The sequence below is a fragment of the Streptomyces sp. NPDC026062 genome (genome assembly GCF_055568375.1).
This window is the reverse complement of the sequence record NZ_JBVHOQ010000071.1, coordinates 1-26,702: the sequence shown is the minus strand read 5'-3', so window position 1 is coordinate 26,702 and position 26,702 is coordinate 1. Positions and strand designations below refer to the sequence as shown.

Sequence of the window (26,702 nt, the reverse complement as noted above, 5' to 3'; positions counted from 1 at the left end):
ACGTGGGGGGTGGGTTCGTCGATGTGGAGGGTTTTCGGGAGGATCCCGTGGCGGATCGCCTGGACCATCTTGATGATTCCCGCGACACCCGCGGCGGCCTGGGTGTGACCGATGTTCGACTTGACCGAGCCCAGCCACAGAGGCTGGGCGGTGTGTCCGGGGCGGTAGGCGGTGATCAGGGCCTGCGCTTCGATGGGGTCGCCGAGCCGGGTGCCGGTGCCGTGGGCCTCGACGGCGTCGACCTCTGTGGGCGACAGGCCCGCACCGGCCAGGGCCTGCTGGATGACACGCTGCTGAGACGGACCGTTCGGGGCGGTGAGCCCGTTGGACGCCCCGTCCTGGTTGACCGCCGAACCGCGGACCACGGCCAGGATCTGGTGGCCGTTGCGGCGGGCGTCGGACAGCCGCTCGACCAGTAGCAGCCCCACCCCCTCACCCCAGACGGTGCCGTCGGCCGCACCCGCGAACGGCTTGCACCGCCCGTCAGGAGCCAGCCCCCGCTGACGGCTGAACTCCACGAAGGTGCCAGGTGTGGCCATGGCGGTGACACCCCCGGCCAGGGCAAGATCGCATTCACCGTTGCGCAGCGCCTGGACCGCCAGATGCAGAGCCACCAGCGACGACGAGCACGCCGTGTCCACCGAGATGGCCGGACCCTCCAGACCGAACGTGTACGACAGACGACCTGACGCGACGCTTCCCGCGCTCCCGGTTCCCAGCTGGCCCTCGTAGCCCTCGGGCGCCCGGTGCATGAGCCGGGAGCCGTAGTCGTCGTACATGACACCGGTGAAGACCCCGGTACGGCTGCCGCGCAACGACTCCGGCGCGATGCCCGCGTTCTCGAACGTCTCCCAGCTGGTCTCCAGCAGCAGCCGCTGCTGCGGGTCCATCGCCAGCGCCTCGCGCGGACTGATCCCGAAGAACTCCGCGTCGAAGTCCCCCAGGCCGTACAGGAATCCGCCGTGACGGGTGTACGCGGTGCCGGGGTGGTCGGGGTCGGGGTCGTAGAGGGCGTCCAGGTCCCAGCCGCGATTGGTGGGGAACTCCCCGATCGCGTCGGTGCCTTCGGCCACCAGCCGCCACAGGTCCTCGGGAGAGCGCACACCGCCGGGATAGCGGCACCCCATCCCCACGATCACGATCGGCTCGCCGGCCGGGACGGGGGGCGCGACGGTGACCGGCGAGGACGAGGACTCGTCCGCACCCACCTGCTGCTTGAGATGTCCCACCAGCGCGTTGACGGTGGGATGGTCGAACACCAGCGTCGCCGGAAGCCGTAGTCCGGTCGCGGTGTTCAACCGGTTGCGCAGCTCGACAGCGGTGAGGGAGTCGAAGCCGATGTTCTTGAAGTTCTGGTCCGCGACGCCCTCCAAAGGGGCGGAGTGGCCGAGCACGGCGGTCACGTGACCGTGGACGAGTGCGGCCAGCAGCGCGTCCTGTTCGGCGTCGGACAGGCCGGACAGCCGTCCGGCCAGATCACTTCCGCCGGCCGCGCCGCCCGCGTCCGCGCGCCGGGGCCGCTGCCTGACCAGTCCGCTCAGCACCGCGGGCAGATCGCCCTCGGCCGCACGGCTGTGAAGGGCACGCTGATCCAGATCCGCGGTGACGACGTGCGGCGCCCCGGCCGCGAGCGCCGCGTCGAACAGGTCCAAGGCCTGCTCGGCGGCCATGGGCCGCAGCCCCTGGCGGTGCAGACGCTCGCGCTGCGCCTGGGTGAGGGAGCCGGTCATGTCGCTGTCCTCGGCCCAGAGCCCCCAGGCGAGCGACGTGCCCGACAGCCCCAGCGACCGGCGATGATGGGCAAGCGCGTCGAGAGAGGCGTTGGCCGCCGCGTAGTTCGCCTGGCCCGCTGCCCCGAGCGTGCCGGCGGTGGAGGAGAAGACGACGAACGCCGACAGCGGCACGTCACGGGTGAGGTCGTGCAGATGCCAGGCCGCGTCCACCTTGGGCCGCAGCACCGTGTGCAGCTGGTGCGCGGTCAGGTCGGTCAGCATCGTGTCGTCCAGGACCCCGGCAGCGTGCACGACGGCCGAGAGCGGACGGTCCCCCGGCAGAGCGGCCAGAGCGCGGGCGAGGTCGTCGCGGTCGGCGACGTCGCAGGCGACGACCGAGACCTCGGCGCCCAGCGCGGTCAGCTCGGCGCGCAGTTCCCCGGCCCCGGGCGCGTCCGGGCCCCGGCGGCCGAGCAGAACCAGACGGGACACGCCGTGCCGGGCGACCAGGTGACGGGCGACGCGGGCACCGACAGTCCCGGTGCCTCCGGTGATCAGGACGACACCGTCCGGGTCGAACGGGACATCGCCGGCGGTCGCAGGCACCCTGGCGAGCCGGGGCACATGGCCCTGGCCGTTCCGGATCGCGAGCTGTGGCTCGCCGCTCGCGGCCGCGGCACCCGCCGCCCGGACGGAGGCGTCGTCGCCGTCGAGGTCCAGCAGGACGAAACGGTCCGGGTGTTCCAGCTGCGCCGACCGGACCAGACCCCATACGGCGGCCCCTGCCGGGTCCGTCAGCCGGTCGCCCGGACCGGTGACGACGGCCCCCCGGGTCACGACGACCAGGCGGGACGCGGCCGTCCGCTCATCGGCGAGCCACTGCCGCGTGAGCTCCAGCGCCCGCCCGGCGAGAACGTGCACGGCCTCGGCACCCGTGCTCTCGTCAGGCGCGGAGCACTCGGCGAAGACCACCTCCGGTACCGGTCCGTCCGAGGGGACGCCGCCGCTCCACACCGCGGCCTGCGCGGTCCGCCCGGCGTCGTCCAGGGAGCCCGCCCCCCGGACGACGGCCCGTGGCGGCTCTGCCGCAGCCAGGTCGAGAGCCTTCCAGCCGAGCTCGAACAACGGCCTGGCCCCCTGGGCATCGCCCCGCAACCGCTCGGGGTCGACCGGACGCAGCGCCACCGACTCGACGGTGGCGACAGGGGCGCCGGAAACATCGGCGATGTCCAGGGCGATCTCGTCCGCCCCGGTCGGACGCAGCCGTATCCGCAGACCGCTCGCACCCGTCGCATGCAGGGATACACCGGTGAAGGAGAACGGCAGCCATGTCCCCTCGCGCTCGCCCAGCAGACCGAGCACGAGGGTGTGCAGCGCGGAGTCCAGCAGCGCGGGATGCACGCAGAAACGCTCGAACGAGACGTGATGGTCCTTCGGCAGGGAAACCTCGGCGAAGACCTCGTCGCCGGCCCGCCACGCTGCCCGCAGCCCCTGGAAGAGCGGCCCGTACTCGTATCCCCCGGCGCCGAGCCGGCCGTAGGCGTCGCCCAGGCCGAGGGGTTCGGCTCCGGCCGGCGGCCACACACCCGCCGCACCGTCCCAGCCCCCGGCCACGCCCCCGGCGACGGCCCCCGCGATCGTGCCGCTGGCGTGCCGGACCCACGACTGCTCGGGCCGGCCCGCGGGGCGCGAGTGGATCACGACGTCGCGCTGTCCGCCGTCCTGGGCAGGGGAGACGCTGACATGGATCTGAACGGGCACGTCATGCCGGAGAACCAGGGGGTTCTCCAGGACGAGCCCGTCGATCCGGTCCCCGCCGGCCTCGACCGCCGCACGCAGGGCCAGATCCAGGAACGCGGTGCCCGGCAGCAGTGTCGTGCCGAAGATGCTGTGGTCCGCCAGCCAGGAATGGGTAGCGGTGGAGACCAGACCGGTCAGGATGTGGCCCCGCTCGTCAGGAAGCTCGGTCGTGGAGCCGACCAGCGCGTGCCCGGTCGCCGTTCCCGCCGAACTCGGGCTCGCCGCCGGGTGCAGCCAGTAGCGCCGGTGCCGGAACGGATACGCCGGCAGCGCGAGCAGCCCGCTCTCCGGGAGCACCGTCGCCCAGTCCACAGCGACACCGTGCGCGTGGGCGCGGGCCAGCGAGGCGAGCAACTGGCTCCGGCCGCCCCGGCGACGGCGCAGCGTGCCGACCGCCACCGCCGCAGTACCGAGCTCCTCGGCGGTGTGCTCGACCGAAGCGCCCAGCACCGGGTGGGGACTCGCCTCGACGAACCGGGTGTACCCGTCCTCCAGCAGCCGGGTGACCGCGTCCTGGAACCGCACCGGATTACGCAGGTTGTCGTACCAGTACTCGGCGTCGAACCGGACACCGTCACCCACCCCGCGCGCCGTCGTGTACACCGGGACGGCCGGCTCCCGGGGCTCGATAGCGGCGAGCGCTTCGAGCATCCGGGCGCGCAGCGGTTCGATATGGGGCGAATGCGAGGCATAGCCGATCGGAACGGCCCTGGCATCCACACCCTCGTCCTGATAAGCCGCGATCAGACGGCCGACGGCATCGAGGTCGCCGGACACCACCGTGGCACGCGGCGAGTTGACACCCGCGACCGACAACGCGCCACCGTAGGACACCAGATCGGCGGTGACCCGCTCCACCGGCAGCGGAACGGCCACCATCCCCCCGGCGCCCGCGATGCCGGCGGCGACCTGACCGCGCAGCGCGATGATCTTCGCCGCGTCCTCCAGCGTCAGCACACCCGCGATGTGCGCGGCGGCTATCTCGCCCTGGGAATGCCCCACGACCGCGTCCGGCCGGACACCGTGCGCCTGCCACACCCGCGCCAGTGCGACCGTGAGCGCGAACAGGGCCGGCTGGATCACATCGACACGGTCCAGCTCGGGCGCGTCCGGCTCGCCGCGCAGGACCGACAGCAGCGACCACCCGGTGTGCGGACGCAGAGCCTCGTCACAGACCCGGAGATGTTCGGCGAAGACCGGCGAGGTCTCCACCAGGTCCAGGCCCATACCCGCCCACTGCGCACCATGCCCGGGGAAGGCGAACACGGTCTTCCCGGAGATCCCGGCACCCTGCGCCACATTCGCGGCCGGAGCCCCGTCCCTCAGCGCGGCCAGCCCGCAACGGAGTTCGTCCACGCCGCCACCGACCACCCCCGCGCGGTGGGAGAAGCCGGCGCGCGTCATCAGAGTGCGGGCGACAGCCACCGGGCTCAGGCCCGGGTTGGCTTCGATGTGGTCGAGCAGCCGCCCGGCCTGATCACGCAGAGCCGATTCGGTCTTGGCCGAAAGCAGCCAGGCGACAGGACCGGCAGGCTCTTCCTGCACGGCCGGTGCGGTGTCCGGGGCCTGTTCGATGATGATGTGGGCGTTGGTGCCGCTTATACCGAACGAGGAGATTCCCGCCCGGCGGGGCCGGTCGAACGCGGGCCAGGGACGGGACTCGGTGAGAAGCTCGACACTTCCGCTGGTCCAGTCGACGTGCGGGGTCGGCTCATCGGCGTACAGAGTGCGGGGAAGCACCCCGTGGTCCATCGCCTGGACCATCTTGATGATCCCCGCGACCCCCGCCGCCGCCTGCGTGTGACCGATGTTCGACTTGACCGAGCCGAGCCAGAGGGGGGTCCGGCGGTTCTGTCCGTACGTGGCGAGGATGGCCTCCGCCTCGATGGGGTCGCCGAGAGTGGTACCGGTGCCGTGCGCTTCGACCGCGTCCACGTCGGATGCCGACAGCCCCGCACCGGCCAGCGCCTCACGGATCACACGGCGCTGCGCCGGGGCGCTCGGAGCCGTGAGGCCGTTGGACGCCCCGTCCTGGTTGACGGCCGAGCCGCGGACCACGGCCAGGACACGGTGACCGTTGCGCCGGGCATCGGAGAGACGTTCCACCAGAAGCAGGCCGACACCCTCGCTCCACGCGGCTCCGTCGGCATCGGCGGAGAACGACTTGGAACGCCCGTCGGGCGCGAGCCCGCGCTGACGGCTGAACTCGATGAAAGCCGCAGGAGTCGCCATGACGGTGACACCACCGGCCAGAGCCAGATCACATTCCCCGCTGCGCAGCGCCTGGACCGCCAGATGCAGGGCCACCAGCGACGACGAACACGCCGTGTCCACCGTCAGAGCCGGCCCGGCCAGGTCGAGCACGTACGACACCCGCCCGGACGCCACACTTGTCTGCGTCCCGGCCAGCAAAAACCCCTCGAAGCCGTCGGGGGAGGCCTGCATCAGCTGGTTGCCGTAGTCGTCGTACATGACGCCGGTGAAGACACCGGTACGGCTGCCGCGCAGTGTGGCGGGGTCGATCCCGGCGTTCTCCAGGGTCTCCCAGGCGGTTTCGAGGAGAAGACGTTGCTGGGGATCGGTGGCGAGCGCTTCACGGGGGCTGATCCCGAAGAACTCGGGGTCGAAGTCGGCGGCGTTGTGAAGAAAACCGCCATGACGCGTGTAGGTCGTACCGGGATGGTCGGGGTCGGGATCGTAGAGAGCCTCCAGGTCCCAGCCGCGATCGGTGGGGAACTCCCCGATCGCGTCGGTGCCTTCGGCCACCAGCCGCCACAGGTCCTCGGCAGAGCGCACACCGCCGGGATAGCGGCACGCCATCCCCACGATCACCACAGGATCGTTGTCCCGCACCCCCGCCGAGCCAACCTGCTCCACACCCCCCGTACCAGTGATCCGCTCCCCGAGATACCGGGCCAACGCAGCCGCCGTCGGATACTCGAACACGACCGTGGCCGGCAGCCGCAGCCCGGTCACCGCACCGATCCTGTTACGCAGCTCGACCGTGGTCAGGGAGTCCAGCCCCTGCTCCCGGAACGCCCGCTCCGGTTCGATCAGGCCCAGCTCGCCGAGACCGAGCACACCGGCCGCCTCGGCACGGACGAGATCCAGGAGCGCCGCCTCCCGTTCGGCCGGGGACAGCCCGGCCAGCCGCCGGGTCAGCGCGGCGGCCCCCCTGACCTGGGCCCGCGCGGCCGGCTTGCCCGTACGGGGCAGCAGCCGCCGGAATACCGCGGGCACCTCGTCGTTCTCCGCCCGCAGCGCTACCAGGTCGACCCTGGCGGGCACCAGAGCCGGCCGGCCGGCGGCCAGCGCGACATCGAACAGCGCGAGCGCCTCACCGGTCTCCATCGCGGCGATCCCGCCACGCCGCAGCCGCGCCCGGTCGGTCTCGGTGAGATGCCCGGTCATGCCGCTCGCCCCGGACCACAGGCCCCAGGCCAGCGAGACCGCCGGGAGCCCCGCCACCCGGCGGTGTTCGGCCAGAGCGTCCAGGAACGCGTTGGCCGCCGCATAACCGGCCTGCCCCGGCCCGCCCACCGTGGCGATCACGGAGGAGAACAGGACGAACGCGGTGAGCGGAAGGTCACGGGTGAGCTCGTGCAGGTTCCAGGCCGCGTCCGCCTTCGGGCGCAGCACCGCACCGACCCGCTCCGCGGTGAGCGAGGTGACCGTCCCGTCGTCCAGGACCCCCGCCAGGTGCACGACAGCGCGCAGCGGACGGTCGGCCGGGACAGCGGCGATCACCCCGGCCAGCGCCGCCCGGTCGGCCACGTCGACGGCGGCGAACGAGACCTGCGCGCCCAAAGCACGCAGAGCGTCCGCCAGTTCGGCGGCCCCCTCGGCACCCTCACCACTGCGGCTGACCAGCAGCAACTGCCGCGCCCCGTGCGCGGTCACCAGATGCCGGGCGACCAGAGCGCCGAGCCGACCGGTGCCACCGGTCACCAGCACGGTGCCGTCGAACGCCGGGACCTCCGCGTCCGGTTCCGCCCGGGACACCGGAACCAGCCGGGGTACGAACACCTCTCCCGCACGGACGGCCAGCTGGGGCTCACCACGCGGAGCGACCGCCGCGACCGCCCGCCCGCAAGCCTCGTCGTCCACATCGTCCAGGTCGAGCAGGACGAACCGCCCGGGGTGCTCGCTCTGCACCGTACGCACGAGCCCCCACACACTCGCGGCCGCGGGAGAGGGAACGTCACGGGCGGGATCGACCGTCGTCGCGCCCCGCGTGACGATGACCAGACGCGCCGTCTCCAGATCCTCCCCGGCGAGCCACTCCTGAACCAGGGCCAGTGTCCGAGCGGCGAGCGAGTGCGCCGCCGCGTCAGGGGTGCCGCTGTCCGAAGCGGCAGCAGGAGCCGCGAGCACCATCCCGGGCACGGGAGCACCGTGTCCGACCGCCTCCCGCAGTGTGGCGAGATCCGGATACGTGTCGGCGGCCAGGCCGCTGACACGAGCGTCGTCGCCGATCACGGCCCAGCCGGTGGCATCGGGGACACCGGCCGACAGCGGCTCCCACACGACGCCGTAGAGGTTCTGGACGCCCGGGCCGAGCCGGTCGACGGCCGTCGACCGCAGCGCGAGGACCCCCGACGCCACGACCGAGGAGTCCGCCTCGTCGGTGACCACGACCCGCACGGTGTCGCCTCCGGCCGGAGTCAGCCGCACCCGTACCGTCTCCGCACCGCCCGGCACCGCACAGAACCCCGACCAGGAGAACGGCAGCAGCATCCCGCCCTCGTCCTTGCGGAGCAGCCCGACCGCCGCCAGCGGATGCAGCGCGGCATCCAGCAGCGCCGGATGAACGGCACTTCGGCTCGCCTCGGCCCGCAGCCCGGCGGGAAGCGCGACCTCGGCGAACAAGGTGTCGCCGAGCTGCCAGGCGGCCTGGACGTTCTGGAACGCGGGCCCGTACTCGTAGCCGTGCTCCCGAAGGCCGTCGTACAGCTCGGCCACGTCGAGCTGGGCCGAGCCGTGCGGAGGCCAAGCCCCGGACACGGGCGCGGCCCCGGCGTCCGGGGAGCCGGCCGACACGAAACCGGTGGCATGGCGCGTCCACTCACCGTCACCGACCCGGGAGAACAGCCTGACCTGCCTGCGCCGCGACTCGTCAGCGGCGCCCACGACGACCTGGATCTCGACGTCGTCGTCCTCGGGCACCGGCAGCGGCGTCTCCAGCGTCAGCTCGTCCACCGAACCGCAGCCCAGTTCGTCCCCGGCCCGCACCACCATGTCGAGGAACGCGGTACCGGGCAGGAACACGACACCCCGGACACCGTGATCGGCCAGCCACGGACGTGCCGCGCGAGACAGCCTCCCGGTGAACAAGTGCCCCTCGCCGCCCGCGAGTTCCGTCACCGTACGCAGGAAGGCATGCCCGACCGCGTTCCCGCCGCCGGCACTCGGCTCGATCCAGTACCGCTGCCGCTGGAACGGGTAGGTGGGCAGATCCACATGGCGCGCCGGCCTGCCGTCGAAGACGGCCTGCCAGTCCACGTCGGTCCCGTGCACATGGGCGAGGCCGAGGGAACTCGCGAACCTGGTCAGGCCACCGTCGTCCCGCCGCAGCGACTCCACCACGACAGCGTCCCCGGCATCCGCCGCCTCCAGCGTCTGCTCGATCGTCGTGGTCAGCACCGGGTGCGGGCTGATCTCGATGAACGTGCCAAATCCCGAGGCCGCCAGCTCACGGACGGCCGGCGCGAACGCCACCTGGCGCCGCAGGTTCTGATACCAGTACTCCCCGTCGACGCGGAACGGCTCCTGCCGGATGCCCTCGACGGTGGAGCGGAAGTCGAGCTGCGGCGTACGAGGCGCGACCGAGGCGAGCCTCCGCGTCAGCTCGTCCTCCAGCGCCGCCATGTGCGGGCAGTGGGAGGCATAGTTCACAGGGACCCGGCGGGCCCACAGACCATCGGCCTCGCAGTGCGCCAGCAGTGCGTCGAGCGCCTCCACATCACCGCCGACCACGGTCGAGGACGGGCCGTTCACTGCGGAGATCCACAGCCTGCCCTCCCAGCGGCCGATCAGCCTCGTCACACTGTCCTGGGAACCGGACACCGTCACCATGCCGCCGGTACCCGCCAGCGACAGCAGCGCCGTGCTGCGCAGCGCCACCACACGAGCAGCGTCCGAAAGCGTGAGGGCGCCCGCCACATAGGCGGCAGCGATCTCCCCCTGCGAGTGGCCCACCACCGCGTCGGGCTCCACACCCACCGAACGCCACAGCGCCGCCAGACCCGCCACCACGGCGAAAGTCGTGCACTGCACCACATCGGACCGCTCCAGCCCCGGAGCACCGGCAGCCCCGCGCAGCGCATCGCGCACGGACCAGTCCAGATGCGGCTGGAGCGCGTCCGCGCAGGCGAGCGCCTCGTCCCGGAACACCCGAGAGGTCTCCATCAGCTCGGCGGCCATACCCGCCCACTGAGAGCCCTGCCCCGGGAAGACGAAGACGGTCTTCCCCCGGTCCCGGGCCGCGCCGAGCGCGACACCCGGCGCGGCCTCGCCGCCGGCGAGCGCGGCCAGGCCGGTACGGAGCGTGGCCCGGTCGGCACCCGTGACAGCCGCGCGACGTGCGAACACCGCACGGGTGGTCGACAGCGCGCGGCCGATGTCGGCGACAGCCGCGTCCTGCCCGTTGTCGAGGAGCTGGAGCAACTGCTCCGCCCGGTCCCGCAGCCCCTGATCGTCCGGAGCCGACAGCAGCCACGGGACGGTCACCTCACCGTCCCCCGCGTCCACCGCCTCTTCCTCGGGGGCCTGTTCGAGCACCATGTGCGCGTTGGTGCCGCTGATACCGAACGACGACACGGCCGCCCGCCGCACCGGAGTCCCGGGCCAGGGCCGCGCCTCGGCCAGCAGCTGAACCGTGCCCGCCGACCAGTCGACATGCCGGGTCGGGGCGTCCAGATGCAGCGTGCGCGGCAGCACACGGTGACGCAGCGCCATCACCATCTTGATCAGGCCGCCGACTCCGGCCGCCGCCTGCGCGTGGCCGATGTTCGACTTCAAGGAGCCCAGCCACAGCGGCGAGTCCTGCGGACGGTTCTGTCCGTAGGCCTCGATGAGGGCCTGCGCCTCGATCGGGTCGCCGAGACGTGTACCGGTACCGTGCGCCTCGACCACGTCCACGTCGGACGGCTCCAGACCGCCGCCGGCCAGCGCCTGGCGGATCACCCGCACCTGGGACGGCCCGTTCGGCGCGGTGAGCCCGTTGCTGGCACCGTCGGAGTTGATCGCGGACCCGCGGATCAGGGCGAGCACCCGGTGGCCGTTGCGGCGCGCGTCCGACAGCCGTTCGAGCACGACCATCCCGGCACCCTCCGACCAGCCGGTGCCGTCCGCCGCGTCGGCGAACGCCTTGCACCTGCCATCGGGGGAGAGCCCCTGCTGACGGCTGAACTCGACGAAGATGCCGGGTGAGGCCATCACGTTCACACCGCCCGCCACGGCGAGCGGGCACTCCCCGCCGCGCAGCGCCTGGACGGCGAGATGCAGCGCCACCAGCGACGACGAGCAGGCGGTGTCCACCGTGAGCGTCGGGCCCTGCAGCCCCAGCGTGTACGCGATCCGGCCGGAGGCCACGCTGGAGGTCGTGCCGGTGAGCAGGAAGCCGTCGACCTCCTCGCCGCCCTCGCTCAGGCGCGGCCCGTACTCCTGCGACATCGCCCCGACGAACACACCCGTCCGGCCGCCGCGCAGCGACGACGGGGCGATACCCGCGCGTTCCAGCGCCTCCCAGGAGACCTCCAGCAGCAGCCGCTGCTGCGGGTCCATCGCCAGCGCCTCACGCGGGCTGATACCGAAGAACGCCGGGTCGAACATGTCGGCTTCCCGCACGAATCCGCCGCGCCGCACCGACGAGGTGCCCGAGGGCCCCGAGTCCGGGGCGAAGAGGGCGTTCAGGTCCCACCCCCGGTTGCCGGGGAAGTCCGAGATCGCGTCCGTCCCCGTCTCCACCAGCCGCCACAGCTCCTCGGGGGACTGCACGCCCCCCGGGAACCGGCATGCCATGCCCACGATGGCGATCGGGTCATCCGTGCCGTCGGCCCCCGCCGGCACCGGCACCGGCTCCTCCGGCGGCGCGTCGCCACCCGTGGTGAGCCGGTCCCGCAGGTGCTCGGCGAGGGCGGCCGGCGTGGGGCGGTCGAACAGCAGGGACGCCGGCAGATCGAGACCGGTCGAGACCGCCAGTCTGTTCCGCAGTTCCACCGCGAGAAGCGAGTCGAAACCGAGCTGCTTGAACGACCGCGCCATGTCGATGCCCGCGTCGTCGTGTTCCAGGACAGCGGCGGCCCGGCTCCGCACCAGAGCCAGCAGCGTCCGCCTGAGCTCCGGCTCCGGCAGTGCGGCCAGCCGGTCCTTCGCCGACCGCGGCACGGGTTCCGCGGCCGCCGGGCGGTCAGGTACGGGAGCGTGGTGCTGCCCGGGCCCGGACGGAAGCCAGTGGCGGCTGCGCTGGAAGCGGTACGTCGGCAGCGGCACCCGTTGCGGCGGCCGTCCCCCGAAGAGCGAGGCCCAGTCGACTTCCCCGCCGTGGACGTACAGACGGCCCATCGAGTGGACGAAGGCCGGCCAGGCAGGCTTGTCCCGCCGGAGAGTGCCGACCGCGACCGCGTCACGTCCGGTGGCGTCGATGACGTGGTGCAGGGGTGTGGTCAGGACGGCGTGCGGACTGGTCTCGACGAAGCGGGTGTGCCCCGTGCCGAGCAGCTCGGTGAGCGCGGCGTGGAACTGCACGGGGTTGCGCAGGTTGTCGTACCAGTACTCGGCGTCGAACGCGGGGCGGGTGCCCGGACGGGCGGTGGAGTGGAAGGGGATGTGAGGCACCCCGGGGGTGATGCCGGCCAGGGACTGTGTGAACCGCTCACGCAGCGGCTCGATGTGGGCCGAGTGCGAGGCGTAGCCGATCGGCACGGAGCGGGCGTTGACGTTCTGTTCCCGGTAGTGGTCCAGGAGGCGCCGGACCGAGTCCAGGTCGCCGGAGACCACTGTGTTGTGGGGGGAGTTGATCCCGGCGACGCTCAGGCCCGGATATGCGGCCAGGTCCTCGGCAACCCGCTCGGGGGAGAGCGGGACGGCGGCCATGCCGCCGGTGCCGGCGATCGTCTTCGCGGCGAGCCCGCGGTGGGTGATGATCCTGGCGGCATCCTCGAGGCAGAGGGCTCCGGCGATGTGCGCGGCGGCGATCTCGCCCTGGGAGTGCCCGATGACGGCATCGGGGGTGACACCGTGGTGCTGCCACAGCCGGGCCAGGGCGACGGTGACGGCGAAGATGGCGGGCTGGACGACATCGACGCGGTCGAGTTCGGGGGCGCCCGGCTCACCGCGCAGAACGTCCAGGAGCGACCAGCCGGTGTGCGGCCGCAGGGCGGCGTCGCACGCGTACAGGTGCCGGGCGAAGACCGGGGAGGTCTTGGCCAGGTCCAGCCCCATGCCGGGCCACTGGGTGCCGTGCCCGGGAAAGACGAACACCGTCCCGCCGGCCTCGCCGGCGCGTCCGGTGACCAGGCCCGCCGCGTCGTCACCGGACGCCGCCGCGGCCAGCCCGTGCAGCAGGCGCTCCCGGCCGTCACCGAGGACGACGGCACGGTGCTCGAAAGCCGACCGGGTGGTGAGCAGCGACCAGCCGACATCGACCGGGTCGAGATCCGCACCCTCTTCCACGACGGCCCGAAGGGCGGCGGCCTGGGCGCGAAGCGCCGCCTCGTCCGCCCCGGAGAGCACCCATGGCACCATCGGCACGTCGGCGGGAACCGTGCCCGGCACCGGAGCCGTGTCCGCCGGGGCGGTGCCCGCGACGGCGGCCGGGGAATCGGAGACCACCACGTGGCAGTTCGTCCCGCCCATGCCGAACGAGTTGACGCCCGCCACCAGCGGCGCGTCCGGCTTCGGCCACGGGCCGGACCGCGTGCGCACCTCGATGTTGAGCGCGTCGGCGGCTATCCGCGGGTTGGGCGTGGCGTAGTTCAGGCTCGCCGGGATCTCGCGGTGCTTCACACACAGCGCGGCCTTGATGAGACCGACGATCCCGGCAGCCCCCTCCAGGTGCCCGACGTTGGTCTTGGCCGAGCCGACGTGAACGGGCCCGTCCGAACGGCTCGCGCCGACCGCGGCCCCGACGGACGCGGCTTCGACGGGATCGCCCACCTTGGTGCCGGTGCCGTGCAGTTCCACGTACTGGACGTCACCGGGATCCAGACACGCCCTCTCGTGAGCCAGCCGGATCACATCCCGCTGCGCCTCGACGCTCGGCACCGTGAGGCCGTCGGTGGCGCCGTCGTTGTTCACCCCGGTGCCCCGGATCACGCAGTACACCGGGTCGCCGTCGGCCAGGGCGCGCGACAGCGGCTTGAGAAGGACGAACCCGCCGCCCTCACCACGGACGTAACCGTTCGCACGCGCGTCGAAGGTGTGGCAGCGCCCGTCCGGGGAGAGCCCCCCGAACCGCTCCGTCTCCACCGCGGCGCCGGCCGCCAGGTTCAGGCTGACTCCGCCGGCCAGCGCCATGGCCGACTCACCGGACGCGATGCTCTCGCAGGCCAGATGCACGGCCACCAGCGCCGACGACTGCGCGGTGTCCACGGTGAGACTCGGGCCGCGCAGCCCGAGCGTGTACGAGATCCGGTTGGCGATGATGCCCCGGCCGGTGCCGGTCAACGAGTACTGGGTGCTCGCCTCGGGACCACGCTGGTGCAGCAGGGACGCGTAGTCGCTGCCGAGAGCCCCGACGAAGACACCGGTCCGGCCGCCCGCCAGGGCCGCCGGGACGACCATCGCGTCCTCCAGAGCCTCCCAGGCCAGCTCCAGCATCAGCCGCTGCTGCGGGTCCATGCTGGAGGCCTCGCGCGGGGAGACACCGAAGAACGCCGCGTCGAACCCTTCCACGTCGTCGAGGAAACCGCCGTGCCGGAGCCCGGCCGTCCGCTCCGTACCGGTCCACCGGTCGGCGGGGGTCTCGGTGATGGCGGACCGGCCCTCGCGCAACAGCCGCCAGAACGCCGAGGGATCCGGCGCCTGGGGAAGCCGACAGGACAACCCGACGATGGCGATCGGGTCGTTCGGCCCCGGGCGCACGCCCCCCGAATCAGTGGAATTCGCCATGGCGTCCTGACCGCCTTCCTCGCACACCTGTGGTTCTGAAAATGGCACGGAAAACCGAGCGACCAACTTTTCTCCTGGTCGCTTGCGGGCCGCTCGGCCGGGGGCGGTTCAGTCCTCCATGAAAAGAGTGGCTTCGGCGATCGTCGTGTTCGCGTCAGGCCGTTCCACGAATTTGAAGGTCCGCGTCCCCGTCTTTCCGGCGTAACGGCCGCTGACACCGATCGCGGGGAGCCGGTTGACGACGAACTCGCCGCCGCCCGGGTTTTCCTGACGGACCGTCCCGGTCCAGCTGATGACACCGTCCGCGAGCTTCTCGGTGGCCGTCATCAGCTGCATCAGGCTGCCGTCCTCCGGGTCCCCGAACACCACGGCCATGCCCTCCGAGGTGGACACCAGGTTCCCGCTGGAGTCGTACAACTCCTCGGTGAACCTGACGTGGTGCCCGACACCGGGACGGGTCTCCTGGTGCACGGTCGTGTGGCAAACTTCCCGGAGATTTTCCAGATACATGAAGCTCCCTTCCCAAAAAACACAGAACTCTGTCGGAAGAACACCTGTCAGAATCATCTACGGTGGGTCTTAATTCAGCCTAGGTCTGCGCTGACACCCCCGTGGATCAGGTCACATGTACCCGCGGAACGTACCGGATCCAACGACCGCCGGACTCCTGGAACTCCTGCTCCTTGGCCATGATTTCCTCAGCGTGATTCCAGGCGAACAGCAGCGCGTAGTCCGGGTAGGGATCGGAGAACGCCGCCGCGGGCCGGACCGGGATGTGCTGTCCCGGAGTCAGCCGGTCCTGCTTGCTCGGCGTCGTGTCGCACACGAACGACACCAGCTCGGGTCCGATGCCACAGAAGTTCGTCACCGTCGCGCTCTTCGCGGTCGCGCCGTAGCCGGCCACGCTGCGTCCCTCCGCACGCAGCCGCTCCAGCAGGGCCACCAGATCCTCCCGGATCTTCCCCACGTTCGCCGCGAACGCCCGCAGCGTCGCGAGCTCGGTGAGCTTCTGATCGCGTTCGTCGGCGAGCAGCAGGGCGACGGCCTCGGCCGGAGTGCGCATGCCCTTGCGTGCGAGCGTGTAACGGACTTCGCCGCCGTGCACCGGCAGCCGCTCCACGTTCACCAGCTCGAAACCGAACCGGTCGGCCATGGCCTGGACCGAACCGGCCGAGAACAGATAGAAGTGCTCGTCGTAGATCTGGTCGAAGGAGGTCTTGGCGACGATGTCACCGAGGTACGGGTCCTCGAAGACGAACACACCGTCCGGGGCGAGCAGCGCGTCGGCCCCCTTCAGGACCGAATCCAGGTACGGGATGTGACACATGGTGTTGGCGGTGTAGATGACATCCGCCGGCCCCTCGGCGGCACGCACCTTTCTGGCCGTCGCCTCCTCGAAGAAGTCGGTGCGCACCCGCACGCCCTTCGCGCGTGCCACCTCGGCCACGCCCGTCGAGGGCTCGAACCCCAGGTGCCGGACACCCGCCTCCTGGATCGTGTCCAGCATGATCCCGTCGTTGCAGCCCATCTCCACGATGAAGGGATTGTCCCCGGTCAGTTCAGTGTCCAGGAACGTTCGGGCGACGCCGGCGAAGTGCTCGCGCATCACCGTGGAGCCCGACGAGTAATACGGGTAGTCGTCGTGGAACATCAGGTGCCGGGGCACCTCCTCGGTCAGCTGCACCATCGTGCACGCGCCGCACTGTCCGACGGCGAGCCGGTAGAAGAACTCCCCGTCGATGTCGGCCGGTTTCAGGAACCGGTCGGACAGAGGCTGCCGGCCCAGATCGAGGAACTCCTCGACGGTGCCGCCGCATATCCGGCAGGCCCCCTGGGGGATGGCGTCGATAACTCCGGTCATGAACGAACTCCTTCTCGGTCACGGTTGCTGAGCGGCCGAGCGCACTCCTGACCGCGGAACGGGCTCCAGAACGTCACAGCTCGGCCAGGACCTCGCGCAGTGCCTCGATCACCTTGTCCTGTTGGTGCCGGGGCAGCGACGGATACATGGGCAGCGACACGATCTCGCCCGCGAGCCGCTCGGTGACCGGCAGCGACCCTTCGGCATACCCGAGACCGGCGAACCCGGTCATGGTGTGGACCGGCCACGGGTAACTGATGTTCAGCGAGATGTCGTACCGCTTGAGCCGCTCGATGATCTCGTCGCGGCGAGGATGCCGCACCACGTACACGTAGTAGACGTGCTCGTTGCCCTCCGCCACCGACGGCAGGACCAGCCCGCCGGGGCCGGTGAGGTCCGACAGGCCCTCCTCGTACCGGCGGGCCACTTCCCGCCGGCCCGCGATGTACGTGTCGAGGCGGCCCAGCTTGCGGCGCAGGATCTCGGCCTGCACCTCGTCGAGACGGGAGTTGTGCCCCGGAGTCCGGACGACGTAGTAGACCTTGTCCATCCCGTAGTAGCGCAGCTGCCGCAGCCGGCGGTCGGCCTCGGCGTCATCGGTGATGACGGCGCCGGCGTCACCGTAGGCCCCCAGCACCTTCGTCGGATAGAACGAGAACGCCGCGGCGTCCCCCATCGAGCCCGCCACCCTGCCGTGCTGCCGTGCTCCGTGCGCCTGGGCGCAGTCCTCCAGGACGGCCAGCCCGTGCTCCTCGGCCAGCCGCCGAAGCGGAGCCATGTCGACGCACTGTCCGTACAGGTGCACGGGCAGCAGGGCCTTCGTGCGCGGCGTGATGGCGTCCGCGACCTGATCGGTGTCCATCAGGTAGTCGTCCTCGCGCACATCCACGAAGACCGGCGTCGCCCCCGTCCCGTCGATCGCGACCACGGTCGGCGCCGCGGTGTTCGACACCGTGATCACCTCGTCCCCGGGGCCGACACCGAGAGCCTGCAGCCCCAGCTTCACGGCGTTGGTGCCGTTGTCGACGCCGACGCAGTGCCCCACTCCGTGATAGGCCGCGTATTCGGCCTCGAAGCCCTGCACGCTCTTGCCGAGAACCAGCTGCCCGGACTCGAAGACCGTCTCGACAGCCTGTAACAGGTCCGCCTTTTCCTGCTCGTACTCCGGTAGGTAGTCCCATACACGAGTCGTCATTTCCCTCACCGTGACATTCGTGACATTGGCGTACAACGCGATGGATCCGCTTAGTTTCCGTTGACCGTGGAGCGGGCCGCCCAGGTACTCATGTAGTTGTTGTCCCGCTCGATCCCGAGCGCCTGCGCGCTCAGGAAGTCCACGCCGTCCACATAGGCGTGCGGCTGCATGAACCCGCCTGCCCGGACATCGCGATAGAGCCGCGACAACGGATGGGCCCCCGTGAACGACGCCCCGCCGACCAGCGTCAGACAGTCGTTGACGATGGCCGGAGCCATCTGATTGACCGTCATCTTGGCGCGCTGGAAGTGCCGCATCATCTGCCTGCCACGCTCGTCGAGGTCCCCCGACAGATCGGCGTTCAACGCGTCGACCACGGTCAACGCGGTGCCGAGGGTCGAACGCAGCGTGTAGAGACGGGCATCCAGCTCCGCCACCAGGGTCCGCGCCGCAGCCTGCGGAGCGGCCGACCGGCGTCCGAGCGCCGCCACCGCCAAGTCGTAGGCGGCCTGTGCGACACCGACGTACAGACCCAGCATCGAGACCGAACTGACCGTCTGACCTGCCAGGACCGCGTCCCTGCGAGCCCCCACGACATCGCGCACCATCACATCCTCGGCAGGGATGGGGCAACGGTCGAAGACGATGTCCATCGTGCCCGACGCGCGCATCCCGAGACCGTCCCAGTTGTCCAGGACGGTGAACCCGGGAGTGTCGCTCCTGACGACCGGAGACACCAGCCTCGGCGGTTCGCCCGTCCCGTCCGTGCGCGCGTTGATGAAGAAGTGCGTGCCGATGGGCGCCATGGACACCAGCGTCTTGCGGCCGGACAACAGCCACCCGCCCGATCCGTCGGGCGTCAGTGTCGTCACCGCGGAATGATGGTCCTTGATGCCGGAGCACATGACAGCCTCGCCCGCCACCATCATCCGCATCAGCCGCTCGGCCAGCCCGCGGGCGTTCTCATCACCGTGCCGCCACTCGTAGCCGAGAGTGAGCCCCCGGCTGAGCTGCAGATGCAGCGCCAGCGCCGTCGAGGCGTCGGCCTGCGCCACCGCCTGGAGCGCGACCCCCACATCGAACAGCCGCTCCACTCCCAGCCCACCCAGCCCGGCGGGCACCGTCGCGCCCATCAGGCCTTCCTTGCGCAGGGCGTCGAAGGTCTCGGTGGGAAACCTGCCGTCACGATCGTTCTCCGCCGCGGTGGCCCGGATGTGCGGCAGGTGCTCGGCAAGCCGCTCGAGCAGGACACGGCCGGCGGAAGTGACCGGTGCGTTGAACTCCGTTGCCGGGGCATGGGGGGTCGTACCTGAGGACAATACGTGCTCCGTCATGACTTGCTCCGTACTCTCTCCATCGACGGTCATCGGCGTCATGGGCATGCTCTCGGCAGCACCAGGGGATCCGGGGTCAGCCCGTCACTCCGGCAGGGGAGTGCGCGCCGCCCCGCGGACGGGCCGCTGCCCGGCGCAGCGGTGCCCACCAGGACTCGTTCTCCACGTACCAGCGGACCGTGTCCGCGAGCCCGTCCGCCCAGCCGACGCGCGGCATGTAGCCCAACTCGTCCCTGATCTTCGTCCAGTCCACCGAATACCGCCGGTCGTGGCCCGGACGGTCGGGAATGTTCCGCACACACGACCAGTCCGAGCCCGTCTCCTTCAGCAGCTGCGCCGTGAGGTCGCGATTGGTGAGCTCCGTCCCGCCGCCGATGTTGTAGACATCGCCGGGCCGGCCGCCCTCCACCACCAACTGGATGGCACGACAGTGGTCGTCCACATGCAGCCAGTCGCGCACGTTGCCGCCGTCTCCGTACAGCGGGAGCTCCTCACCCTCCAGAAGGCTCGTGATGAACAGCGGAATGATCTTCTCGGGGAACTGATAGCGGCCGTAGTTGTTCGAGCACCGCGTCACACACACCGGAAGTCCGTAGGTTCGGTAGTAGGAGCGCGCGACGAGATCAGCACTCGCCTTGGACGCCGAGTACGGCGAGTTCGGCTCAAGCGGATGGTCCTCGCTCCAGGAGCCGGCATCGATCGAGCCGTAGACCTCGTCGGTGGACACCTGCACCACGCGCCGCACCCCCGCGTCCAGGCAGGCATTCAGCACGGTATGAGTACCTTGCACATTGGTGTGCATGAAGTCGGCCGGGTCGGCGATCGAGCGGTCCACATGGGACTCCGCGGCAAAGTGAACGACGACGTCCGCACCCGGGAGCACATCGGCCAACAGGTCCGCGTCGCAGACATCTCCGACCACCAGCTCGAACCGACGGTCGTCGGAGACCGGAGCCAGATTCTCCACGTTCCCCGCGTAGGTCAGCTTGTCGAGAGCGACAACGGAGGCGTCAGCGAACTCCGGATACGCACCCGAAATGACCTGCCGCACGTAGTGCGAACCTATGAACCCGGCACCCCCGGTGACGACCACACGATTATTGCTCGACATAAGTCAGCCCGCCCCGGTCGGTGTCGCTGGAAATTCCCATTACGTACTGGCCGTACCCCGAGTTCTTGTGCTTCTTGCCGAGGAAGTAACAACTCTCGGCATCGATGTACCCCATGCGGAGCGCGATCTCCTCCAGGCAGGCGACCCGGCCGCCCCCACACTGCTGCTCCCGCACGAAACGCGTCGCGTCCAGCAGACCGTCATAGGTACCCGCGTCCAGCCACGTGCTGCCCGGCCCGAGCGAGTGCAGCCAGGCCCGGCCCTCCTCCAGATAGACCCGGTTCACATCGGTGATCTCGAGCTCCCCGCGCGCCGACGGCGTGATGCGGTGAGCTATCTCGACAACGTCACTGGAGTAGACGTACAAACCGGTCGCGATCTCCGAACTCCGCGGCCGGGACGGCTTCTCCTCGATCCCGATCACACTTCCGTCCAAACCCTTCTCCACCACCCCGTACGGACGCGGGTCGGCAACCGTGTGACCGAACAGCGTGCAGCCGCCCGCTTCCTTCATGCTGCGCGCCAGGACATCAGGCAGTTCCGGGGAATGAAAGATGTTGTCACCCAGGATGAGGGACACCGGGTCGGAGCCGACGAACTCGGCCCCGACCCGGAAGGCATCGGCGATACCAGCGGCTCGCGGCTGCTCCGCATAGGAAATCCGCAGGCCGAGTTCCGCACCGTCGCCGAGCACCTTCCGGAAAAGCGGCAGATCCCTCGGAGTCGAAATCACGAGGAAGTCCCGCACACCACCCAGCATGAGAGTGGACAGAGGGTAGTAGATCATGGGTTTGTCGTACACCGGAAGCAACTGCTTGGAGAGGGCAGAGGTCAGTGGATAGAGACGCGTTCCAGTTCCCCCGGCCAGAATTATTCCCTTCACGGGTGACACCTTTGCCGTCATAAGCCGAGTCGCGGGACGTAATCGCTGATCATTCGTGACTGCACGGGTGCTTCACCGCCCTCGCGCGAAGAGGAGCGGCGCCGAGACCGCTGGTCCGCGCCCGGACTGCCGTGATCGAGGAACAGGCCACGACGGCCGGGCGGCAGACCGAGGGAATCGCGGTGCCCGAACGGGCGACCGGACGCGCATGCGTACCACCCGTCCGGCAGCCCTCCCACGACGGGCCGTCCGGGAAGCCCGCACCGGCAATTACCGCGCGCGGGCACCGGGTACCGCCCGGAGCCGGTCAAGGAGATCTGGAAGACCAGCCGGAGCAGGCCGCCGACCTCGGCCAGGTAATCGGCAACCGGTCGTGAAGCCGTGGTCGCTGCGGATCTGTGCCGGGCGGTGATTTCCGGACCCCGGCGGACCATGACCGACGCGCGGAAGCCGGCCCCGTCCGCTCCCGCATCTCCACCGTCCGCGAACATTGCCCAACCCCCTCGCTGCCCTCCGAGACCTGTACGCCGGACGCCCCTGATGAAGCTCACTGCCGGCCGAAACCTCAACGGTTACGATCAACCCTATTGTTGCTGCACAAAAGGCTTCTTAATCGGCTCTAAGAGCAGCCTGGAACGATGCTTGCCCACGGCCTGTCCCGCAATTCCCGGCGGGCGTACGACGACAGCCGCAGCACCTCGGACGAGCACGTCGCATGCCCCTGGCCTGGGTCGGTGGTGTCGGGGTGGGCCGCTTTTCCCTGGGAGCTTCTCGCCCGGGCGGCGTTCACGTCGGCTGCGGCGGCACCGTTCTTTCGGACGATCCGCGTCGCGCGGGCCGTAGGGGAATGAGCCCGGAGCCCGGTCGGCCGGGAGGCGACGGTAGCAGGACGATGGGTCGCGGGCAGGGCGCGACGGTAGCAGGACGATGGGTCGCGGGCAGGGCAATCCGGTACCCGTCCGGGATGACACCCGGGCCGTGGTTCTGTCCGTGCTCGGCCGCGGAGCGTCTGATGGCCCGCCGGATCTGTCGGCGGGCCATCACGGAGGAAGAGGGTCAGGGGAAGTAGATGTCGTTCGAGTTCGTCCGGATGGCATCCACCAGAGTTGCTTGGCTTATGGAGTTCCGTGACCATTCCTCGGGGTGGTCTCCGCCGAGAACTGCCTGGGCGAAGGCCCTGATGCTTTTGGCGAACTGGTCCTCCGAGGGCAGAACGAACTGTTCGGCGTGATCCTGTCGTTCGATATGAACCACTGGTTGGTGGGTCGCCGGGGGGGTGAAGACGCGGTTCAGCCAGAGGCGGCCGGTGCTGCCCCTGAACTCGTAGCTGTTGGTGTAGGAGTGCTCCATGCCGAATGTGAGCTGTGCGGTCACCCCTTGGCCGGTCGTCATGAGCGCGTTGCCTCCGACCACGACACCGTGGGATCGATTGTGCCGGAGAACGGCGCCCGCGACGTCCAGGTTCATGCCGAGGAAGAAACCGGCCACGCGGATCGGATACACACCGATGTCCAGCAACGCGCCCCCGCCCACATCGGCCTGATACCGGATATCGCCCTGCGGCTTGGGCGGGATCGTGAAGCCGGCTGCGAAGGAGCGGAGTTCTCCGATGACGCCGTCCGCGAGCATGGCCGCGACCCGCTGGTGCTGAGAATGGTGGAGGAACATGAAGTTCTCCATGAGCAGAAGCTGACGTTTTGCGGCCAGTGTGAACAGAGCCTCGGCCTGGACCCGGTCGGTGGTGAGCGGTTTCTCCGCAAGGACGTGTTTGCCCGCGCGCAGCGCCCGGTCGATCCACTCGGCGTGCAGTACGGCCGGAAGCGGAATGTACACCGCGTCGACGTCGTCACGTTCCAGCAGAGCGGCGTAACCCTCCACGGGCTCCCCGCCGAACCGGTCGGTGAACCGGCGCGCCCGGTCCTGGACCCGGCTGGCGATGGCTGTCACCTCGGTGAGCGGTTCGGCCTCGAACGCGGGCAGAGCGCGCCGCCATGCGATGTCGGCACATCCGATCACTCCCACGCGGACCGGGGTGACGCTTCCCGAATGCTCCATCAGAACTCCCTGGACAAGGTTGCGGTGATAACTCGCCGGCGGCGCGGCGTGATGTTCCAGGCCACAGCGCACAGGAGAGGACGAGGCGCATCAGGCAGCATGCGGTTCGGCGGATGCCAGCGCCTGTTCGTAGGTGGGGAGCAGGCCGCGCTCGACCGCCTCGGAGAGAGTGGGGGCTGCGGCGTCCTTGTCCGACGTGATCGGCGGGCCGTCCAGCTCCCAGGGGATGCCGATCGCGGGATCGAGCGCCTGGACGTCGATCATCGTGCCCGGCACGTACTGTGCGCCGCACAGGTAGTTCATGCACGTGTCGTCGCTCAGGGCGAGGAACGCGTGGCCGATGCCGTCGGCGAGATAGACGCCGATCCCGGTTCCGGCCTCCTGCAAGGTCACGTCGTACTGGCCGAATGTCGGCGAACCGACCCGCAGGTCGACCGCCACGTCCATGGCCGCCCCCCGCACACAGGTGACCAGTTTTGTCTGGCCGGGCGGAATCGTGGTGCCGTGAATCCCGCGGAGCGTGTTCTTCTTGGAGACCGAGTAGTTCACCTGCCGTATCTCGAAGCGGTGGCCTGCCTGTTGGAGGAGTTCGCTGAACTGCCACGCTTCGTAGAATTCGCCTCGCCGGTCCAACAGGTGATTCGTCTTGATTCGATACGCCCCGGGGATGGACGTCTCCGATATCTCAATACCGGGCACGGTGGTTTCCTTCGTCGACAAGTGGGATCGGATGGCTGTTGAATGTGACGGAAGTGGGCCGGACGCCGAACGGAAGATGCCGGAGTCATACGGTGACGGTGCCGGCGGCCGAGGGGCGGCGCCCCGTCCTGCCGGCGTTCACGTACGCATGAACTGGAGCTCGTCCAATCGGTCGTTCAGAATGAACTCATGAGTTTCTTGCAGGAACCGGCAGGGTTCCAGGCCCAGCTCCTCGCGCATCGTCTTCCGCGCGGTCTGGTAGACCTTCAGGGCGTCCGCCCTGCGCCCGGACCGGCTGAGGGCCTCCATGAGCAGGGCGTAGAAGTCTTCCCGCAGCGGGTATTCGACGGTAAGCGAATGCAGGATGCGGATGGCCTCCCGGGCCTGGTCCGACGCCAGCAGCGAACGGGCGAGCAACTCTCCGCACTCGACGCGCAGTTCTTCGGTTCCGTTGGCGAATTCCTGGATTATCGGCCCCTCGAAGGACGACGCGTGCACGGATTCGCGCCAGAGCGCCAGCGCCTGCGTCAGACTTTCGGCCGCCGCGGCGTGGTTGCCCGTGCCCATCTGCCGCCGGCCCTTCTCCAGAAGAGCCATGAAGAGGTTGAGGTCGACCTCGGCGCGCCCCAGGTTCAGGACGTAGCCGGGGGAGCGGGTGGTGATGCAGTCGTTGCTGAGGGATATTTTGTAGAGGATCTTCCGTAATTGCGACACGTAGACGTGCAGGGATGCATCCGCGCGCACAGGCGGGGTCGCTCCCCACAGCTCCTGCGTCAGCTGGTCGAGCGATACGACCTGACCGTTGCGGACCAGCAGCGTCCTCAACAGCAATTCCATCTTGTACGTTCCGACCGAAGACGTTTCGTCTGCGACTGAGATGCGAACAGGGCCGAGAATCTCGTACCTCAATCCGTGCCTCCAGAGTCAGGGCGATGCCAAAGCTGCCGGCGGTGACGATAAGAAGGGGGGGTGGTGGACTTGCCGATGCCAGGTGGTGCCGGCCTCGAATTCGGCATTGCTTACCCGGGCGAGTGCGGTGGCGCTGCAGGTGTCACCCTGTGCCGCGGTCACGGCGATAACAGCTGCGGCCGGTCCGGAGAGCGGAGCGGTCGAACGGGCACCTCTCGTGATGCCGCTGTGGCGGCGGCGCGCACGATTCTCACTTCAGTTCCCCCGTTAGGAATGTAAACCCACCACGATGTGGGCATGCCTGCGAGGCGCAGTCGGGAAACGTAACGTGATGGGACTCCCGACTCCGGGTCACGTCGTGATTCCGACAAGCGCTGCCGGTGAGTTTTCCGGCCGGGAGGAGGATGCCGCAAGGGCGCTTTCTGGCCATCAGCGTGCGTACGCCATCCACCCGCGATCCGTCAGTGGGACCGGGCGGCCGTCTTGCTCGACAGTACGCCCGTAATGTCCTGGGGGTGTTGGGGCGGGTTCCCCTATATCTATTTCGTCAAACCCCGGTGGGGCGGCTTGTAGTGAGTGATGGCGCATTTCGGAACGTCACCCGGGGCGGAATTCCTGGTGGCTGAGGGGCAGCGGTGGCCGGCATGGTCTGAGAGGCTGTGCCGGCCACGGGCGTGACGGGCCTTGAACAGCGCGCGTTCGAGGAGCCGGTTCTGGCGCCGCGGGGTGCGGGGTCGCCGCGGACGGAGGCGCCCGAGGGCTTCGTGGCGGGGGCGGGTCCGGCGCGGGAGGCGAGGTGTCCGGTGGCTGAGAAGCTACTGTCGTGGCTGATCGTGAGGATCACGGTGGCCGTGATCCTCACGCCCGGGCCGGGCAGGTCCAGGAGACAGAAAAAGGGGGGGAGGGTCTCGCCGGGGCGGCGGTCTCCCGCTCGGCCTGGCGCCGCTGGGTGCGGGCGGCGGCGGGCCGGGCGGCCGGGGCCGGCCCGCGTTCACGTTCGTGGTGAAGCTGTGTCGTCGGCCTGAACTGTGTGGACGCAGGTAGCTGAGGGAGGCTGGGGCGGACGTTCGCCGGAGCGCTTCGACTTCGGACCGACTTCGGACCGGCCGCGCGCGGAGATGTCCGTGGCGGCCGGCGGGCGGCGCGGGCTGAGCGATCGCGGGGAGGGCGGGGGTTCGTACGCAGGGCGGACAGCGGGCCGGGGCAGGCCGCCGGGCGCGGAGCGGCGGGAGTTCCGGGATCCGAACCGGAAGCGTATACAAGGGTCTCCGCCTGCCGTCGGGCCGGCGGAAGGCGGAGACCCGAAGGCCGGGGCGGGAGATCAGCCGGCGCCGGGGTCCGTTACTTCGCCGGACCGGGCATCCACCAGAATTCCGGGCTTGCCCCGGCCACCGCACTCGTCGCAGCCCGGCGCGGGCTCGCCGCGGTCGGGCCACCGCACTCGTCGCAGCGGCGGATGTCCCAGGCGTCGGTGAACCGGACGGCCGAGACCTCTCGGCCCGTTCCCTTCCTGCGCGAGGCCGCGCACCATCACCCCGCCTCCGCCACTCCGCCTCCATCACCCCGCCTCCGCCACTCCGCCTCCATCACCCCGCCTCCGCCACTCCGCCTCCGCCACTCCGCCTCCATCACCCCGCCTCCGCCACTCCGCCTCCGCCACTCCGCCTCCATCACCCCGCCTCCGCCACTCCGCCTCCATCACCCCGCCTCCGCCACTCCGCCTCCATCACCCCGCCTCCGCCGCTCCGCCTCCGCCGCTCCGCAGACCCAGCCCTTGCCGACCACCACGCCCTGAGGCTGCGCAGCCTCGAAGACAACGGCCACCACAGACAACTGGCCGCAGCAGTCCTGCCCTTCGCCGGAACGGCGTGGGCCGGCCTACCGGACCCTGATGACGGCACGGTCCGCTTCGATCACGGCCACTGCCTCAAAATCTGGCCACTGAGCATTTTCAGCGTTGCCTCTCCAGGGTGAGGACGGCTTTCGTGATGACGCTCATGCGGTTGGGGCTGATGCGGGATCTTCGGAAGA

At 70.1% G+C, this 26,702-nt stretch carries 11 protein-coding genes and 1 pseudogene; all 12 read right to left on the bottom strand.

Translation table 11 applies throughout. The features are described from left to right. On the bottom strand, nucleotides 1–14,624 hold a 14,624-nt coding region (locus tag ACZ4LX_RS36385), incomplete at its 3' end, for an SDR family NAD(P)-dependent oxidoreductase (RefSeq protein ID WP_467651293.1). Nucleotides 14,625–14,732: 108 nt separating this feature from the next. Next, the gene (locus ACZ4LX_RS36380; protein ID WP_467651294.1) at nucleotides 14,733–15,095 is read right to left on the bottom strand and encodes an allene oxide cyclase barrel-like domain-containing protein; all 363 of its coding nucleotides are present in this window, start codon (nucleotides 15,093–15,095) and stop codon (nucleotides 14,733–14,735) included. A 145-nt stretch (nucleotides 15,096–15,240) separates the two neighbouring features. Continuing rightward, the gene (locus ACZ4LX_RS36375; RefSeq protein ID WP_467651295.1) at nucleotides 15,241–16,485 is read right to left on the bottom strand and encodes a methyltransferase domain-containing protein; all 1,245 of its coding nucleotides are present in this window, start codon (nucleotides 16,483–16,485) and stop codon (nucleotides 15,241–15,243) included. A 73-nt stretch (nucleotides 16,486–16,558) separates the two neighbouring features. Further along, a complete protein-coding gene (locus ACZ4LX_RS36370; protein ID WP_467651296.1) occupies nucleotides 16,559–17,680 on the bottom strand; it encodes a DegT/DnrJ/EryC1/StrS family aminotransferase in 1,122 nt (373 codons plus the stop codon). 50 nt (nucleotides 17,681–17,730) lie between these two features. Next, the gene (locus ACZ4LX_RS36365) at nucleotides 17,731–19,014 is read right to left on the bottom strand and encodes an acyl-CoA dehydrogenase family protein (RefSeq protein WP_467651297.1); all 1,284 of its coding nucleotides are present in this window, start codon (nucleotides 19,012–19,014) and stop codon (nucleotides 17,731–17,733) included. A gap of 76 nt (nucleotides 19,015–19,090) precedes the next feature. Next, a complete protein-coding gene (gene rfbB / locus ACZ4LX_RS36360; RefSeq protein ID WP_467651298.1) occupies nucleotides 19,091–20,125 on the bottom strand; it encodes a dTDP-glucose 4,6-dehydratase in 1,035 nt (344 codons plus the stop codon). Continuing rightward, nucleotides 20,112–21,017, bottom strand: a complete 906-nt coding sequence (gene rfbA / locus ACZ4LX_RS36355) for a glucose-1-phosphate thymidylyltransferase RfbA (RefSeq protein WP_467721374.1) — start codon at nucleotides 21,015–21,017, stop codon at nucleotides 20,112–20,114. The genes rfbB and rfbA overlap by 14 nt, the downstream gene beginning before the upstream one ends. 1,047 nt (nucleotides 21,018–22,064) lie before the next feature. After that, nucleotides 22,065–23,063: a Gfo/Idh/MocA family protein gene (locus ACZ4LX_RS36350; RefSeq protein ID WP_467651300.1), complete on the bottom strand. Its 999-nt coding sequence runs from the start codon at nucleotides 23,061–23,063 to the stop codon at nucleotides 22,065–22,067. Nucleotides 23,064–23,153: 90 nt separating this feature from the next. Continuing rightward, nucleotides 23,154–23,762, bottom strand: a complete 609-nt coding sequence (locus tag ACZ4LX_RS36345; protein WP_467651301.1) for a dTDP-4-dehydrorhamnose 3,5-epimerase family protein — start codon at nucleotides 23,760–23,762, stop codon at nucleotides 23,154–23,156. 138 nt (nucleotides 23,763–23,900) lie between these two features. Then, nucleotides 23,901–24,599, bottom strand: coding sequence for an AfsR/SARP family transcriptional regulator (locus ACZ4LX_RS36340; protein ID WP_467651302.1), 699 nt, complete (start codon nucleotides 24,597–24,599; stop codon nucleotides 23,901–23,903). 619 nt (nucleotides 24,600–25,218) lie between these two features. After that, a complete protein-coding gene (locus ACZ4LX_RS36335; RefSeq protein WP_467721376.1) occupies nucleotides 25,219–25,548 on the bottom strand; it encodes a hypothetical protein in 330 nt (109 codons plus the stop codon). A 1,074-nt stretch (nucleotides 25,549–26,622) separates the two neighbouring features. After that, nucleotides 26,623–26,702: pseudogene (locus ACZ4LX_RS36330) on the bottom strand (IS5/IS1182 family transposase); the annotation flags it as partial.